At 59.8% G+C, this 14,198-nt stretch carries 18 protein-coding genes and 1 pseudogene; 14 read left to right on the top strand and 5 right to left on the bottom strand.

Annotated features, from left to right (window positions below):
• Positions 1-109: 109 nt before the first annotated feature.
• The gene (locus tag HH800_RS26540) at positions 110-679 is read right to left on the bottom strand and encodes a hypothetical protein (RefSeq protein WP_004212754.1); all 570 of its coding nucleotides are present in this window, start codon (positions 677-679) and stop codon (positions 110-112) included.
• Positions 680-1,177: 498 nt separating this feature from the next.
• Positions 1,178-2,541 (bottom strand): IS3 family transposase gene (locus HH800_RS26545; RefSeq protein ID WP_169863487.1). Its coding sequence is split into 2 segments (ribosomal slippage): positions 1,178-2,193 and positions 2,193-2,541, totalling 1,365 coding nucleotides; the frame shifts between segments, so codons are not numbered across the junction.
• Positions 2,542-2,626: 85 nt separating this feature from the next.
• Between HH800_RS26545 and HH800_RS26550 the strand changes: the two are divergent.
• Both HH800_RS26550 and HH800_RS26555 read left to right on the top strand, forming a co-directional pair.
• Positions 2,627-3,199: pseudogene (locus HH800_RS26550) on the top strand (helix-turn-helix transcriptional regulator); the annotation flags it as partial.
• Positions 3,200-3,212: 13 nt separating this feature from the next.
• The gene (locus HH800_RS26555; protein WP_037521889.1) at positions 3,213-3,572 is read left to right on the top strand and encodes an autoinducer binding domain-containing protein; all 360 of its coding nucleotides are present in this window, start codon (positions 3,213-3,215) and stop codon (positions 3,570-3,572) included.
• A gap of 35 nt (positions 3,573-3,607) precedes the next feature.
• Here the strand turns inward: HH800_RS26555 and HH800_RS26560 are convergent, their stop codons facing one another.
• Positions 3,608-4,216, bottom strand: a complete 609-nt coding sequence (locus HH800_RS26560; RefSeq protein WP_026109720.1) for a DUF4142 domain-containing protein — start codon at positions 4,214-4,216, stop codon at positions 3,608-3,610.
• A gap of 35 nt (positions 4,217-4,251) precedes the next feature.
• On the opposite strand from HH800_RS26560, the gene HH800_RS26565 reads away from it, so the two are divergent.
• The 4 genes from HH800_RS26565 to HH800_RS26580 all read left to right on the top strand — a co-directional run bounded on the left by HH800_RS26565 (position 4,252) and on the right by HH800_RS26580 (position 5,889).
• Positions 4,252-4,398 carry a hypothetical protein gene (locus HH800_RS26565; protein WP_169863488.1) on the top strand — a complete coding sequence of 49 codons (147 nt, stop codon included), beginning with the start codon at positions 4,252-4,254 and terminating at the stop codon, positions 4,396-4,398.
• A gap of 248 nt (positions 4,399-4,646) precedes the next feature.
• Positions 4,647-5,081 carry a DUF488 family protein gene (locus HH800_RS26570; protein WP_017503659.1) on the top strand — a complete coding sequence of 145 codons (435 nt, stop codon included), beginning with the start codon at positions 4,647-4,649 and terminating at the stop codon, positions 5,079-5,081.
• Positions 5,082-5,321: 240 nt separating this feature from the next.
• Positions 5,322-5,537, top strand: a complete 216-nt coding sequence (locus tag HH800_RS26575) for a hypothetical protein (protein WP_037521888.1) — start codon at positions 5,322-5,324, stop codon at positions 5,535-5,537.
• 100 nt (positions 5,538-5,637) lie between these two features.
• The gene (locus HH800_RS26580; RefSeq protein WP_017503657.1) at positions 5,638-5,889 is read left to right on the top strand and encodes an HU family DNA-binding protein; all 252 of its coding nucleotides are present in this window, start codon (positions 5,638-5,640) and stop codon (positions 5,887-5,889) included.
• 333 nt (positions 5,890-6,222) lie between these two features.
• Here the strand turns inward: HH800_RS26580 and HH800_RS26585 are convergent, their stop codons facing one another.
• Positions 6,223-6,546: a hypothetical protein gene (locus HH800_RS26585; protein WP_162181980.1), complete on the bottom strand. Its 324-nt coding sequence runs from the start codon at positions 6,544-6,546 to the stop codon at positions 6,223-6,225.
• Between the two features lie 455 nt (positions 6,547-7,001).
• On the opposite strand from HH800_RS26585, the gene HH800_RS26590 reads away from it, so the two are divergent.
• From HH800_RS26590 to HH800_RS26620, 7 genes are all read left to right on the top strand, one after another.
• On the top strand, positions 7,002-7,154 hold the full coding sequence (locus HH800_RS26590; protein ID WP_169863489.1) for a hypothetical protein: 153 nt from the start codon (positions 7,002-7,004) through the stop codon (positions 7,152-7,154).
• A 722-nt stretch (positions 7,155-7,876) separates the two neighbouring features.
• The gene (locus HH800_RS26595; protein ID WP_037521887.1) at positions 7,877-8,389 is read left to right on the top strand and encodes a hemerythrin domain-containing protein; all 513 of its coding nucleotides are present in this window, start codon (positions 7,877-7,879) and stop codon (positions 8,387-8,389) included.
• A gap of 106 nt (positions 8,390-8,495) precedes the next feature.
• The gene (locus HH800_RS26600) at positions 8,496-9,476 is read left to right on the top strand and encodes a TIGR03557 family F420-dependent LLM class oxidoreductase (protein ID WP_017503799.1); all 981 of its coding nucleotides are present in this window, start codon (positions 8,496-8,498) and stop codon (positions 9,474-9,476) included.
• 271 nt (positions 9,477-9,747) lie between these two features.
• Positions 9,748-10,866 carry a DUF3182 family protein gene (locus HH800_RS26605; protein WP_017503587.1) on the top strand — a complete coding sequence of 373 codons (1,119 nt, stop codon included), beginning with the start codon at positions 9,748-9,750 and terminating at the stop codon, positions 10,864-10,866.
• Entirely contained in the window at positions 10,863-11,660 is a 798-nt protein-coding gene (locus HH800_RS26610) for an alpha/beta hydrolase family protein (RefSeq protein WP_017503586.1), read from the top strand. The genes HH800_RS26605 and HH800_RS26610 overlap by 4 nt, the downstream gene beginning before the upstream one ends.
• 62 nt (positions 11,661-11,722) lie before the next feature.
• Complete coding sequence (locus HH800_RS26615) at positions 11,723-12,166, top strand: pyridoxamine 5'-phosphate oxidase family protein (protein ID WP_026109711.1); 444 nt, start codon at positions 11,723-11,725, stop codon at positions 12,164-12,166.
• Complete coding sequence (locus HH800_RS26620) at positions 12,166-12,363, top strand: hypothetical protein (RefSeq protein ID WP_017503584.1); 198 nt, start codon at positions 12,166-12,168, stop codon at positions 12,361-12,363. The genes HH800_RS26615 and HH800_RS26620 overlap by 1 nt, the downstream gene beginning before the upstream one ends.
• Before the next feature lie 34 nt (positions 12,364-12,397).
• Here HH800_RS26620 and HH800_RS26625 read toward each other — a convergent pair whose 3' ends face one another.
• Complete coding sequence (locus HH800_RS26625) at positions 12,398-13,039, bottom strand: class I SAM-dependent methyltransferase (RefSeq protein WP_026109710.1); 642 nt, start codon at positions 13,037-13,039, stop codon at positions 12,398-12,400.
• 100 nt (positions 13,040-13,139) lie between these two features.
• Here HH800_RS26625 and HH800_RS26630 point away from each other — a divergent pair, with 100 nt between their 5' ends.
• On the top strand, positions 13,140-13,979 hold the full coding sequence (locus HH800_RS26630; RefSeq protein WP_235682141.1) for a hypothetical protein: 840 nt from the start codon (positions 13,140-13,142) through the stop codon (positions 13,977-13,979).
• Positions 13,980-14,198 lie beyond the last annotated feature (219 nt).

Genomic DNA, 14,198 nt, shown 5'->3' on the forward strand with positions numbered 1-14,198 from the left:
TGTAATTGCCGGCAAGGTCAATGCTGACGTTCTGACTGGCCTTATTATTCGGACATCGTTACCCGACCTCACAGCACACTACTGCAGCAACCCCGGTTCGACTGCGCAATCATCTTGGGAGGGCAAGTTCGCCTTGCACGGGCAGATTCGGTGTGGAGCTGATGCCCGGCACTAGACGCAGAGCATCGCCGATCAAGGTATAGACGGCGTGGCGCTGGCCGCCACGGTTCCGATGGTCGACGCGATAGCCCTGATAATGTCGGCGGAGCAGGCCTGCATTCACCAGTTCGGAAACGGCGCGACTGAGATTACTCTTGCCGGCTGTGCGAATGCGTGCCCGCATTTCCTCCGCGATCACGCCGCGCCTTTTCTCCAGATCGCCGGGGAGCAGTCCGTTTCTAGCGAGGTCGCTCTCGACCCGCTCGGCCAGCGTAATGCTGCGCGGACCACGCTGGGCCATCGGGGTCAATGCGTCGCATAGCCAATCGCGCAGGGAAACGAGCCCATCGTTCCGCCTGACCCAGGGACCGGCGCTTCCATCTGGCCCCGCCACCTGGGCGATCAGGTTGAGCAGCATGAAGGCATAACGGGGCCGGCTCGATACGGTCGCCAGCGTCTCGAGCACGGCCGCGACATCACAGCCAATGGAGGGTTCAAGAGGCTTGCCTGCATGAAACATAACATGATGGAATCAAGCACAAAGCAGGATCAATGTGAATCCCAAATCGGCGGCCGCAGACGGGTTGTCAGCTATGACACTTTGCCGGCGGATAAAGTGTCATAGGCGATCCATTCTAATCGTAGATTGTTGCGAATCGTTCTCAACTCATCCTGATAATCATGGCGCTCGCCGCTTAGGTCTGGACGAGCCGTCTCCTCGCGGACGAGCTTCCGTCGCCTATGGCGAACAGGATAAAAGACTGCGGCCGCCTTGATGATCTCACGCGCTTTGCGGCGGACTGTCAGCGTGCTGAAACCCTTGGCGATTTACATGGCACGATCGATGCCGCCGTGCGCGATCTTGGCTTCCGCTGGTTCACGCTGCTTCACAATATCGACCTTCGGCGCGGAGGCGAGCAAAGCCTGTTCCTCACAACCTATCCTGTCCGTCGTCGGAACATTTGGCACAACTCGCGGCGTAAATTAACGGAGTGCGGGCCTCGTCTTGGGGTTAATATTAGGCGGCGAGCTTGCGGTGCAGCAAGCGCCGATGTTCGATGGTCTGTCGCTTGATCCTTTCACGCTGTTTGATGATGGCTGGCGCCCTGCCGAAGTAGGCGTCGGCGGGCGTTACGTTGTTCAGGCTCTCGTGGTAACGCTGGTTGTTGTAGAGCTCGACGAAGGCCTTGATCTGGGCCTCAAGGTCGCCGAGTAGGAAGTAGTTTTCCAGCAGGATGCGATTCTTGAGGGTCTGATGCCAGCGTTCGATCTTGCCTTGGGTCTGGGGATGCATCGGAGCGCCGCGCACATGGCTCATCTTGTTGGCCTCGATGTATTCGGCCAACTCGCCGGCAATATAGCTCGGGCCATTATCCGACAGCAGCCGAGGCTTGTGCAGCACGGTGGCGCTGTCGCAGCCGGAAGCCTTAAGGGCGAGGTCCAGCGTGTCGGTGACATCCTCGGCCCGCATATTGGTGCACAGCTTCCAGGCGATGATGTAGCGCGAGAAGTCGTCGAGCACGGTCGACAGGTACATCCAGCCCCACCCGATGATCTTGAAGTAGGTGAAGTCGGTTTGCCACATCTCGTTCACCCGGGTGGTCTTGGTGTGGAACGCATCGGCCGCCTTGATCACGACATAGGCGGGACTGGTGATCAGATCATGGGCCTTCAACAGACGGTAAACCGTGGCTTCTGACACGAAGTACCGTTTCTCGTCGGTGAAGCGCACCGCCAGTTCGCGCGGCGACAACTCGCTGTAATCCAGCGCCATCTCGACGATCTGATGCTGGATATCGTCGCCGATGCGGTTCCACACCCGGCTCGGTGCCGATGGTCGATCTTCCAGCGCCTCTGGCCCGCCTTCGACGAAGCGATCATACCAGCGATAGAAGGTCCGACGGGCAATGCCGAGTTGGTCCAGCGTATGCTTGGCGGGCAGGTGCGACTGCTCGACGATCCGAATGATCTCGAGCTTCTCGGACGCGGGATACCTCATTCGTCGTCGCCCCCATCCGCGATCATGCTTTTTTTAAGCAGCCGGTTTTCCAGCGTCAGATCGGCCACGCATTCCTTCAGGTTCCGGGCTTCGCGACGCAGATCCTGCACTTCGCCGGTGGTTGCGGCCCGTGCCGTATCACCAGCCAGACGGCGCTTGCCCGCTTCCATGAACTCCTTCGACCAGGTGTAGTACAGGCTTTGAGCAATGCCTTCCTTGCGGCACAGCTCGGCGATGCTGTCCTCGCCGCGCAGGCCATCCAGCACGATCCGGATCTTGTCCTCAGCCGAGAAGTGCCGACGGGTCGCACGCCGGATATCCTTCACCACCCGCTCAGCAGGAGCCTTCGTCACCGATTTCTTCAAGGAGGGTTTGGGCTTCATCTTCGTTCCTTCGTCACTACGACGAAGCCCAAACCCTCCTTAATTTACAACCTCAAATCTGTGCCATTGGTGCTGACGCCGGACACTCACAACCTATCCATCGGCCTGGCTCGAGGAAGTTCTCGAAGAACGCCATTATCTCGAAGATCCGATCCATGCGGCCTGCGCTCGCACCCCGTCAGGGCTCGCCTGGGACCGGATCGGCGACGTGCTGGAGCTCACGCCGCGCCAGCGAAGCATCCTCGACCGCGCCAGGGACCATGACCTTGCGTCCGGCTACAGTTTGCCAATCCGGACCCCGGGGGAACCCGAGGCGATCTTTACCGCCGCCCGATCGCGCGACGAGCCGCTCAGCGCAGAGGAGGTTCTGACCGCCCGTCTGCTCGGCTCGGTCGCTTATGATCGGGCGCGCGAGCTGCTTGGCGAAAGGGCAGGGCCATTGGCCTGCGTCCCTCTCAGCCCTCGCCAGGTCGAATGCATCGCGCTCGTCGCGCAAGGCAAAAGCGACTGGGAGATCGGCCAGATCCTCGGCCTCAGCCGCGACACCGTGCACGAATATGTTGAATCGGCCCGCAGGCGTTATGGCGTGCGACGACGCACGCAGCTGGTGCTGCGCGCGGTTCGCGATGGTCATCTCAACATGGAAGCGCTGCTCTGATCTCGCCGGCCATATGATGATCGGGCTTGGGCAAGTTCAGGATTTCTGCGCTGTCGCTGGCGCGATCAAGGACGCTACGGCCTTGTCTGACCTGATGGCCGAAATCACGAAGGCCATGGGCTTTCGGCACTATGCCCTGGTCCATCATGTCGACCTGAAGCCTGCGGTTCGCTCGGTCCACATCGTCGACTATCCGCAAGACTGGGTGGAGCGCTTCCAGGCGAGACGCCTCTATGCGAGCGACCCGATCCACCGGCAAGCAGGAGCCAAGGCCGCTCCGGCCATGAAAAGGCCCCCGACAGACATGCTGGCGGGGGCCCCCGGAAGCCTACGCAATGAAGGCGATGTCGCTATGTCATCTCCTCGTTCGTAGACAGGATCAACGCGGCGGGCGAAGGCGGCGTTCCGTCAGTCCTTGTCGAGCGCCCTGGCGCTTGAAAGATGCTTCTCGACGACCGGCGCTATCTCGCCCGCTGCCTGCTTGAGCGAGACGACGTTCCCGTCCACGGCATATTTGCGCATCAGGTCGAGGGCATCCTCATGGGCATCGACCTGGCCGTCGATATATTCCTTGTCGAACTCAGCGCCCTTGAGCGTCTTCAGCTCCGCCAGATCTTCCGCCTGGTCCTTGGTCAGTGTCGCATTTGGCGTAATCGCGGGACTGGCCGCCTTGGCCGCGGCCTTGATCTTTGCGGTCGATTCCGTGTGGGCGGCGACCATCATCCCGGCAAATTCCTTCACCTGGGGAGACTGGGCATTTGTCGTCGCCAGCTTGGCGGCTTCTATCTCGAAGGCATCGCTTTTGGCGGCCGCGTCCGCAAATTCCTGGCCGGTTGGCGTCGTCGTGAGAGCCTGCTGCGCATTGTCGATTGCGTTGCCGGTGGAATTGAGAGCGTTCGAAACGGCAGCACCGGTATCGTTCAAGGCGTTATCGGCCTTTTGTTCGGCTTTCGGGCTGCAAGCGCCAAGCGCAAGGGCCGCTATCGGTGCGACACTCATCCACAGATGATTTCTCATGACATCCTCCTCTTTGGGTGTTGCCCGAACGCCCGATGACCGACCGCCGTTCCTCTGGGCGCGGCAATGAAAAAGCCGTGCTTGAAAATGCCGGAAAATTGATCCGGTCATCGCTCCAGCGAAGAGGACAGAAGCGGAAGTGGAAAGGCGACCATGCCACTCATCATGCCGCCATCAGATAAAAGCCCGCCCGGCATGGGCCGGGCGGGCAGTAGCAGGCTGGAAGCCTCGGGTCGCTGATCAACAGATACAGGCTTGCATGTGAGTCGCCTTGTATGGATCGGACAAGGTCTGGAGATTTCCGTTAGGGAATGCTGCTCTTTCATGCTCGCCTGCGGTGACGCCACTTTGGATCGGCGACCCACCAGGAACTCGCCTGTCCGGGATCGATTGATGCGCGGATAGAGGCAATGGCTGAGGCGTCCCACTCATGAAGATTTTCACCATCGGCTATGAGGGGGTAACCCAGGCACAGCTGATCGAGGCGCTCAGGGCAGCGGGCGTTGAAGTCCTGGCCGATGTGCGGGCCCTTCCACTCTCGCGCCGCCCGGGATTTTCGAAGAATATCCTTGCATCCGGACTGCGCGAGGCGGGGATCGACTATGTCGGCTTCAAGGCGCTTGGCACCCCGCCGGCAGGCCGCGAAGCGGCGCGCAGGGGGCAGCATGCACGCCTGACGGAAATCTATGCGGGTCAGCTCGACCTGCCCGAGGCGATTGTTCAGGCCGCGCAACTGGTCGAACTGGCTGCGGCGCGCCCCACCGCGCTGCTCTGCTTCGAGCGCGATCCTGCGGGCTGCCATCGATCCCTGCTGCTCGATGCCGTCCTGCCAGACGCTGATCGGGTTGATCTCTATCCAGGCTGATCGCGGCATTTGGCAAGCAATCGGTGCGGAAGCGGGATTCTCGGCGGTGGGAGAGTTCAGATCTGTCGGCGGCAAGGGAGGATGGCGGGCGGGACGCTGCTGTCGCGTTCATCATGATCTTGTCCGATGTGGGGAACCCACGCGGCCGGGCGGCCTTATAGCGGCATGCGCACCCCATCATCCCTGTCCCTGACATTCGATTGCTGGAGCCTCGGGCTCGAGGCTTGCTCCGTCATCGGCATGCGGCTTCCTCGGCTCATGGCCGGCAATGCGGCGGCCATGGCTGAAGCGCAACTGATGGTCAGGGAGAAGGTGGAGGCCGCAGCGCTGCTGCAATGGAAGTTCATGACCGGAAGCCTTGGCAGCTCGCCGCCTGCCATGATGACCGCGTCAGTCACCCATTATCGCAAGGCGGTCCGCAAGAATCGGCGGCGATTGGCGCGGCCCGCCAAATAAGGAGACAGGCGCAGGATTGTTTCGCAATCAGCATATTCCTCGCTCAACCGCCGCCGGCATGTTTGGCAAACAGCGTGCTTTCAAAGCAGATGAGTGTGCCATGACCGGAAATGAACTGATCGAAGCCGTCGCTACCCAGCAAGCGGCCACCAAGTCGGACGTGAAGAAGATCATCGACGCGGCAGCCTGGGGCGAAGAGGTCTCGATCGCAGGCTTCGGCAAGTTCAAGGTGAACCAGAGCGCGGCCCAGGTGGGCAGGATTCCCCGGACGGGCGACCCGATGACGATTCCGGCGTCGCGCAAGGTAGGGTTCCAGCCAGCCAAGGCGCTCAAGGACAAGGTCAACAGCTGATCGCGGCGCGCCGGCGTATCTGCAGAGGCTTGTGGCAATGGGCTGGCATTGACTGCGAGGCTGCGCCTGGCGCACGCCGTGGCAAGGGTGAACCTTGCGAGGAGCAGATCAAGGGTCCGCCCCCGGTTGGAAAAAATCAAGTCTTGCCCCGCCTGCCTTCAGGCGGGTCGCTTTCACTCTGAAAAGGCAGGCGGGGCATCCAGCAGATTGGCGCAGTCCATGCCGCCCCGCTGGATGAGTTTGGCTATTACCGGCGAAATGTGAATCCACTCGGCAATGGCTTGAGGCCATCGAGTCGACCTCGGCCGGCCACCCACTGCAGGCAGGCCGAGGTCAACCGAGAGGGTCGAAAAACCCTGCACCGGATGATGCAGGGCCAGTCGGGTCGCGCAAGCCATGGAGACTTGCCAGGGAATAACCGATTGATCGATCATTGTTTCCACGAAACGATAACGCAATCGAAATTTTTTGCGTTTTGCATTTTGCATGAAAATATTGGGAGGTGGGCACGATCACCATCTCCTGCCAGCTAGCGCCCGGATAGGCAGCCTTGCGGGCATCGACCTCGCTCTGCTGCTCGGCCCAGAAAAGATCGGGCGAGGCGAAATAGCTGTCCTCGCTGAACAGGTGGGACGACGGCACGTTCAAAACCGGCAAGGTCGAACAGCGGATGGTAGGCAGCGATAGACTGAATCGCCAAGGAGCCACGCCTTCAACTGGTGGCGGTTTGGCGCGCGGGCGTCGGAATCATCTTAGAGGGCCATCGCAGTCAATGCGATGTTCGTTGACGAACATCAGTTCAGCAGCGAAAATCAGTTATTTTGAAGTCGTACAGGATTGCTGGATGTGAGGTATTAGAAGCAGATCTTGATAGCTGCCCGCTATGATACCCCGTTCGGGTGATTTCGCCCGTTCATCGAACTGCTATCTCAATCGAGCGACCCGACGATTGTCTTCACGATCGAACGTTCACTGACCCTGCCAGAAACGGCAGGGTCTTTTCTTTGCGCGAACGGTGCCGTGTCGCGCCGGTGCCGTTCCCATGCCGCTACATTTGCACGCGACCGCCAACTCGATCAGTGCTAGGTCGCTTGCTGAAAGGAGTCACCATCATGGATGATCACCTCAAAGCCGCGGCTGCCGCCGCTGCAATGACCGACATGGAACTGATCACGGTCTGGAACAGAATCGAGGATCGGGACGAGTTGACGAGCCAGGAAATGGCAATCCAGGATGAGATGGAGTGCCGCGAGATCGATATCTGATGCGCAGTGGTCGCGACATGATACTGACCATCGAGGCCCTTGTGCTGACTGCGATGATGATCATCAGCGCCGCTGCCGGGATCGTCAGCCTGATCGACTGACCCGTGCAACTATCGACGAGAATGGTCGTTTCATTCCAAACGCCCATTGGAGAGACGAACGTTGCGCCGCCCAGAAACTGACCCTACCGCCCGCGCGACATCGTTTTTCGAGGTAGACGGTGTCCCGGCGCTGGGGATTCTGTGCGGGGCGCTGTTCGCCGCCCTCGTGGGCCTGATGCGATAAGAAACGGAACAAATGCGTGGGGGGCCTCGTTCTTCTGGTTCCTCTGATATTCAGGACGACACTACCTCGCCGGCCTTGACGGGGTATTTTTTAAGGCAGATATTTGAAACCCAACGACCAAAATAACCGTGATGGATCGACCCTGGTTCTCAAGATTGAAGCCGTGCTTCTGGCAGCCATGATGATCGGATCCTCGGCCGCTGGCCTTTACAGCCTTCTGTAACGCTGTTGTGCCGATCGGCGCACAAATCTGTCTTGGGGCACCAAGGCAATTGCGTGACGATCGACCCGTATTCATCGAGATTTTCCCAATGAACCGCAGGCCAAAGCGTTCATCCCTGATGCAGATTATTGAGATGGATCAGGTTACGCAGCTACCGGAACCGATCGTCTGTTTGCGGCTTCCTTAGCGGATAAAACCACTGAGGAGACCTGTCATGGCCAAGGCCGAATATAGTGATGCCATCGCCCTTCTGAAGTCCGATCATCGCACGGTCGAAGAGCTATTCGAACAATATGAGAAAGCCGCTTCAGCAAAGAAGAAGGGCGATATCGCTCACCAGATTTGCACCGAGCTCAAAATCCATACGCTGATCGAGGAAGAGATTTTCTATCCCGCGTTCGAAAGCAAGATCGAGGCAGACACGCTTGAAGAGGCCTATGTCGAACATGATGGTGCCAAGGTGCTGATCAATGACATCGAGGCTGGCTCGACGCAGGACAGATTCTTCGACGCCAAGGTCAAGGTTCTGTCCGAAGAGATCAAGCACCACGTCCATGAGGAAGAAATGCGCGGCGAAGGCATGTTTGCGCAGTGTCGCGATACCGATGTCGACCTGGTGGCGCTTCGGGATCTGATGCTTGCACGCAAAGAAGCGTTGACCGCGCAGGCGAAAGCGGGGGGCCTGCCCGCCGCCAAGCCAACCGCGGTCAACCTGATCCCCGCCTGAGCAGGGGCCAGAATGACGAAGAGCAGACGTTGGATAGCGGCGCCGACCGATACCGGGGCCCGCACAAGGTCGGCTGCAACATCTCGAGCGCCATGAGGAACAGCCCATGCCGAAGTTCGGATATAAGCTGATGACGGAGGAGCACGGGCCGAAGGTGCTCGTGGAAAATGCGATCCGCGCAGAGAAAGCGGGGTTCGATTTCGTCTCCATTTCGGACCATTTCCACCCCTGGCTCGAGTCACAGGGCCATGCGCCCTTTGCTTGGAGCGTCTTGGGCGCCATCGCCCATGCTACGGATCGCATTGGCATCGCGACCGGCCTTACCTGCCCGATCCTGCGCTATCATCCCGTCATCGTCGCGCAGGCGGCGGCCACTATCGCGGTCATGAGTGACGATCGTTTCACTCTGGCGGTCGGCGCGGGTGAACGCCTGAACGAACATGTCACCGGTGCCCGGTGGCCGTCGGTGCCCGAGCGGCACGAAATGCTGGGTGAGGCGATCGACATCTTTCGCCTTCTCTGGAAGGGCGGCGTTCATAGCTGGCATGGAACGCATTTTGTTGTCGACCACGCCCAGCTTTATGATCTTCCAACCGAGCCTATCCCGATCGTCCTGGGCGTGAGTGGTCCATCCTCCGTCACACTCGCCGCTGAAAAGGGCGATGGCATCATGACGACCGCACCAGATGGCGATCTCGTGAAGAGTTATGAAGCGAAGGCCGGCAACCCAGGCCCCCGATATGCCGAGGCAGTCATTGCCTATGCGTCGAGCGCCGAGCAGGGGTTGGACATCGCTCATGACAGGTTTCGCTTTTCTGCCTTCGACTGGTCGGTCAACAGCGAGGTTCCTTCCGTCCAGGGCTTCGAAGCCGCAAGCCAATATGTCCGGCCTGAGGACCTGGCCTCGAAGGTTTCGGCTGGCCCGGATGTCCAGGCCCACGTCCAGTTGATCTCGCAATATGTTGATGCTGGCTTCGACCATATTGTGTTGACATGTCCTGGCGACGATCAGGCAGGATTCATCGATTTCTTCGAACAGGAGTTGAAGCCGGCCCTGTCGCGTCCGGAGAAGGAACCGTCCAGATGAGGTCGCTCCAGGATCGGGAGATCGAAGGGGCGCTCGATGTTGGAAGGCAATGAGAAGGCGATGCCCTCCCGATAAAAAGTGGGCCCTCTATCCACCATCCCCTCCCGCCGTAGACACCGTCTGTCGCAAGCCAAGATGCCTTCGCCGGCGGTGGAGCGACACCAGGCCCCAGGCACGCATTCCGGGCGCAAGGCCCACGGATATAAACCTGCGACGCCGGGTTGTTGAAATATCTGCCTGACGGCAGTTGCTCCAGGATCTGAGAGGTTCAATGGCCAGTTCGCATCTGACCCGTCTTGTGAAGATCTATACCACCCGGTCCGGCGCCATGAACAACGAACATGACAGGGTCGCAAGAGCCGAGCTTGCGCGAAGGATAGCCCGGCTTGGTCAGGCGACATTCGTCGATAACGACCCTGCGCCAGTCTCCGAGCCGGATGGTGATGCGCGGGACACGCTCTTCATTCCGACCGGCACGATTGACCTGGAAATGGCGCGCCAACTGGGCATCCGCAACGAAAGCCAGATTTACGGGGGCGTTGTTCCACATGGCTTCGTCGGAAGCAAGGTCATCACGCATCCGGTTTTTCCAGGCAGCAACGAAGTTCCTGAAGGATGGCGGCCCGAACTGGGCGCCGCTCTTGCGCCTTATGTTCTTACTGGCTGGTCGGCATTCAGCGTAGATGCCGTGCGCGAAGCGAGTCTCGACATGCTTCGCTATGGTTCGATCCGTCTGAAGGAGGTCGAGGCGACAGCGGGGCTCGGACAATTTGTCGTCACTTCGCCAGGGGAGCTGGAAGAAGCGATTGCGCAGCTCGATGCGGATGCCATTGCGCGTCACGGCGTCGTGATCGAAGAGAATCTCGACAATGTCATCACTTACAGCGTGGGCGTGACATGTCTTTTTGGAGAGATCATCTCCTATTGGGGCACCCAGCGCCTTGCCGCCAACAACGAAGGCGCCACCGTCTATGGAGGCTCGACCCTGCATGTGGTGAGGGGTGGCTTTGAACAGCTGGCAGGCCTGAGCCTGGCCGACGATCTGCAGCAAGGGATCGAGAAGGCGATCGCATATGATGCGACCGTCTCGAAATTCTACCCGGATCTGATGGCCTCTCGTCGCAATTATGACGTCGCCGCAGGCATGAATTCTTCCGGTGAAATGCGCATCGGTGTTCTTGAGCAGAGCTGGCGGGCGGGCGGTGCAAGCGGCGCCGAGATAGCGGCCTTCGAAGCCTTTGCACGCGATCGCGCGTTGTCGGCGGTCACATGCGCCACGATGGAAATTTATGGTCATCTTGACGCCGCGCCGGAGGGTAGCATCCTCTATTATAGCGGTATCGATGCGGTCGCGGGACCGATCACAAAATATGCAATGGAGCTGGAATGACGGGCAGCCAGATATGTTTTGACGTCGAGGGGGAAAGTCTGGACGCGACCATCCTGTCACCGGACAAGCTCGTTCCTGGCATTCTCTTCATCCACGGATGGGGCGGTTCGCGCGATCAGGACATGGTTAGGGCCGAAGAGATCGCGCAGCTGGGCTGTATCTGCTTCACCTTTGATCTGCGGGGCCATGCCCGGCACGCCGAAGAGCGCAACCGGGTGACGCGCTCTCATGGTCTTGCCGACGTCGTGGCTGCCTATGATTATCTCGTCGGTCAGGACCAGGTCGATCCATCTGCCATTGCGGTCGTCGGAACAAGCTATGGCGGCTATCTCGCCGCGCTCCTCACTGCCGTCCGCCCGGTCAACTGGCTCGCCTTGCGCGTCCCTGCTCTCTATCCTGACGAACATTGGGATGTCCCCAAGGCGATGCTAGACCGCGATCTTATCAATGCCTATCGGGCTCGCTTCCGCACGGGTCGCGAGGACAAGGCTCTGGCGGCTTGCGAGCAATTTGCGGGCGACGTGCTGATCGTCGAGTCAGAGCAAGACGACTATGTGCCGCACGCGACAATCAGCTCCTACATGTCCGCGTTCCACAACAGTAATTCCTTGAGCTACCGCATCCTCAAAGGCGCTGATCACTCGTTGCGGGACGAAGGGTGTCGGCGCGCCTACAACCAGTTGCTGCTGACCTGGATCGAGGAAATGGTCCGTGGCGGCCGCCGGCCGTCGACAAGCAGTCATCAGGACGCCGGAGAGCTTCCTGCCCAGGCCTACAAGCTGGCGGACCGATAACATCTTCAGACAGCTTGGCCCGATATGCCTTGCCAAGCGTTGAGGATGCAAAGGAGAGAGCCATGTCATTGTCGCTTGAAGATCTGTCGCGAAAGATGAAGGAAATCGATTTCGCGATGCTTGCCACCCACGCCGCAGACGGCGCGATCGGATCGCGTCCGATGAGCAACAACCGCGAAGTCGATTATGATGGCACTGCGTGGTTCTTCACTGACGAAACTGCGCTGATGGTCTCGGAAATCGAGACCAATCCGTCAGTCAATCTGAGCTATCAGGGCAAGTCTGGCTTGCTCGGCCATCGGCCTTTCTTCGTTGCGGTCGAGGGGCGGGGCGTCTTGATCAGGGATCAGGCTCAATTCGACGCACATTGGACAAAGGGGCTGGAACGCTGGTGGCCGCAGGGCACCCAGACCCCCGGACTTGTTCTGATCCAAGTGATCGGCAAGCGCGCCCATTATTGGGATGGCGAGGAGGAAGGCGAAATCCTGCTTGAGGGCACCCGTTGATGGCCCCTGACGAAAAGCCGTCCGCGCGCCGGCTGGGAAAAGCCGGCGCCTTTATCGTCGGCATCATCATCGCCATTTTCATCGTCATATTTGTCGGCAGAAACCTGTGGCATGGCGACGAGCTGGAGCAGGATCAGGCGGTCGGCAATAATGTCGCTACCGAGCATACCGGTCCATCCTATAATCAGCGGCTCTGAGGCGAGCCGGGCAGCGGAAAGCCGCGCCGGCCGCTCACTGCGCCATGGCCTGATTGGGCTCCGATGCCCAGAACAGGTGGCAGGGTGGTATATTGCGCCATTCATATGCGGCCCGCACCGACCCATATCGGTCTTCGAGCAGCGGGCGCACGGCGGTCCGCATCTGATAAGCCATGAAGAGTCCATGTGGGCACAGGAGTTGAGCGCTGCGATCAATGATCTGCGTCGCGGCGTCTGGCTCGAGTGTCGAAAAGGGCAGCCCGGAAATGATGCAATCGGCCTGAGAAAGGCCGTGACTGGCCATGATATGCTGCACATCTGCCGCCGATCCGGTCACGACGTGCAATCGTTGGTCCGGGATTGCCGAGATCAGATGGTCGGTGAAAGACGCGCTGGTGTCGATGGCGATCAGCCTGGCATGGGACGGGAGGCGAGTGAGAATGGCAGCGGTGAACGCGCCAGTCCCCGGTCCATATTCCAGCATCGTCGTCACACGAGACCAGTCGATGCCGTGCAGCATCCGGTTTATCAGCCAATGCGAAGCGGGAAATGATGAGCCGACCATGGTCGGGCTTTTGAAGAATTCAGCGGCGGCGACAAGCCGGGCCTTCAGATCACTTGTTCGTGCATGAGATCGGGAAGCGGGGTAAAGGGCGGCTTCTTGCACATCGGCCATATCTGCTCCTCAACATTGTCTTTGCTCTTAAAGCCTCCCGAGACGTTTGTAGTTTCAGCGCCCGCGGCAAAAATCGCGCTTAACAGGATCAATCTCCAACATGATTTCTCATGTGTATCCGAGAATTGCTGATGACGCACGCGACAGAGGCGCGGTGAGAATGGCGATGTGCCTTGCCTTGGAGCGTCAGGCCTTCGTTCTTCCATGGAGTGGCGGCCCCCACCGGACAGCTGGTCATTCAAGCCGGGCAGGCGAATGCGAGTTCCTCGCGAGACGACCGAAAGTTGATGGGCGCCACGGACAGATTGCGCTGACGAGCAGCAGGGAAGGACGGGGGCAGGAACGGAGGCGTCCGGACCGTGGTTTTCCCATAATGGCGAATCTGAAAGTCTTCCGTACCCCCGCCGGCTTCCATGATGCCTATGTAGCGGCGCCCAGCCAGAAAGCCGCGCTGAAGGCGTGGGGATCGGAGGCAGATCTGTTTGCGCGCGGGATCGCCGAAAAGGTCACCGATCCCAAGCTGATGGAGAAGCCGCTCGCCAAACCCGGCGTCGTCATCAAGGTGAGCCGCGGCAGTGCGGGTGACCATTTCGAGGCTGCTGAAACGCGATCTCCACCAGATCGCGGTCGCAGGAACACCAGAAGAGCAGCAAAGGAAGATCAGGCGGAAGCCACCGTTGCGCCTGTCGCCCGAAAACCCAAGAAGACGAACCCGCGGCCCAGCCGCGCGAAACTCGATGCGGCCGGGAAGGCGGTCGACCAGGCGTCCGCCAACCTCAAGGCGGGATTGGCGGACATAGACGCCCGGATGCGCGCTCTCGACGCCGAGCGCCGGACTCTGCAGGCAGAGGGCGACAAGCGCGTGACCAAGCTGGAGGCAGATCGCGATCGGGCGCGCAGGGAATATCAGGCCCGGCTGGAAAAATGGGCGAGAAGCTGATCCATCATGGCAGGTGCTTCAGCCAAGCCTCTCCATGTCAATTGGTCGAGCGACCGCATGATGTTGATCGCCGCGGTCGCATGGACATTCAAAGGCAGAAGCGGGCTCTATCTCTCATCGACCTCACCAATGTGGAGAAACCTGCCGCTCTTAAAATGGGTGGGCATGGCGTTGTCACTGCTGACAGGTCTGGAAGGGCGCATCGCCAGAATATATAGG

Origin of the sequence: Sphingobium yanoikuyae, assembly GCF_013001025.1 — a bacterium.
Classification (GTDB): domain Bacteria; phylum Pseudomonadota; class Alphaproteobacteria; order Sphingomonadales; family Sphingomonadaceae; genus Sphingobium; species Sphingobium yanoikuyae_A.

What these genes read in the sequence shown, in the direction of transcription:
- HH800_RS26595 (WP_037521887.1), top strand. Translation starts at nt 7,877, where the DNA reads ATGGCCAAGGCCGAATATAGTGATGCCATCGCCCTTCTGAAGTCCGAT.
- HH800_RS26600 (WP_017503799.1), top strand. Translation starts at nt 8,496, where the DNA reads ATGCCGAAGTTCGGATATAAGCTGATGACGGAGGAGCACGGGCCGAAG.
- HH800_RS26610 (WP_017503586.1), top strand. Translation starts at nt 10,863, where the DNA reads ATGACGGGCAGCCAGATATGTTTTGACGTCGAGGGGGAAAGTCTGGAC.
- HH800_RS26575 (WP_037521888.1), top strand. Translation starts at nt 5,322, where the DNA reads ATGCGGCTTCCTCGGCTCATGGCCGGCAATGCGGCGGCCATGGCTGAA.
- HH800_RS26630 (WP_235682141.1), top strand. Translation starts at nt 13,140, where the DNA reads ATGATTTCTCATGTGTATCCGAGAATTGCTGATGACGCACGCGACAGA.
- HH800_RS26620 (WP_017503584.1), top strand. Translation starts at nt 12,166, where the DNA reads ATGGCCCCTGACGAAAAGCCGTCCGCGCGCCGGCTGGGAAAAGCCGGC.
- HH800_RS26625 (WP_026109710.1), bottom strand. Translation starts at nt 13,039, where the DNA reads ATGGCCGATGTGCAAGAAGCCGCCCTTTACCCCGCTTCCCGATCTCAT.
- HH800_RS26580 (WP_017503657.1), top strand. Translation starts at nt 5,638, where the DNA reads ATGACCGGAAATGAACTGATCGAAGCCGTCGCTACCCAGCAAGCGGCC.
- HH800_RS26605 (WP_017503587.1), top strand. Translation starts at nt 9,748, where the DNA reads ATGGCCAGTTCGCATCTGACCCGTCTTGTGAAGATCTATACCACCCGG.
- HH800_RS26555 (WP_037521889.1), top strand. Translation starts at nt 3,213, where the DNA reads ATGATGATCGGGCTTGGGCAAGTTCAGGATTTCTGCGCTGTCGCTGGC.
- HH800_RS26540 (WP_004212754.1), bottom strand. Translation starts at nt 679, where the DNA reads ATGTTTCATGCAGGCAAGCCTCTTGAACCCTCCATTGGCTGTGATGTC.
- HH800_RS26565 (WP_169863488.1), top strand. Translation starts at nt 4,252, where the DNA reads ATGACCGACCGCCGTTCCTCTGGGCGCGGCAATGAAAAAGCCGTGCTT.
- HH800_RS26590 (WP_169863489.1), top strand. Translation starts at nt 7,002, where the DNA reads ATGGATGATCACCTCAAAGCCGCGGCTGCCGCCGCTGCAATGACCGAC.
- HH800_RS26560 (WP_026109720.1), bottom strand. Translation starts at nt 4,216, where the DNA reads ATGAGAAATCATCTGTGGATGAGTGTCGCACCGATAGCGGCCCTTGCG.
- HH800_RS26570 (WP_017503659.1), top strand. Translation starts at nt 4,647, where the DNA reads ATGAAGATTTTCACCATCGGCTATGAGGGGGTAACCCAGGCACAGCTG.
- HH800_RS26615 (WP_026109711.1), top strand. Translation starts at nt 11,723, where the DNA reads ATGTCATTGTCGCTTGAAGATCTGTCGCGAAAGATGAAGGAAATCGAT.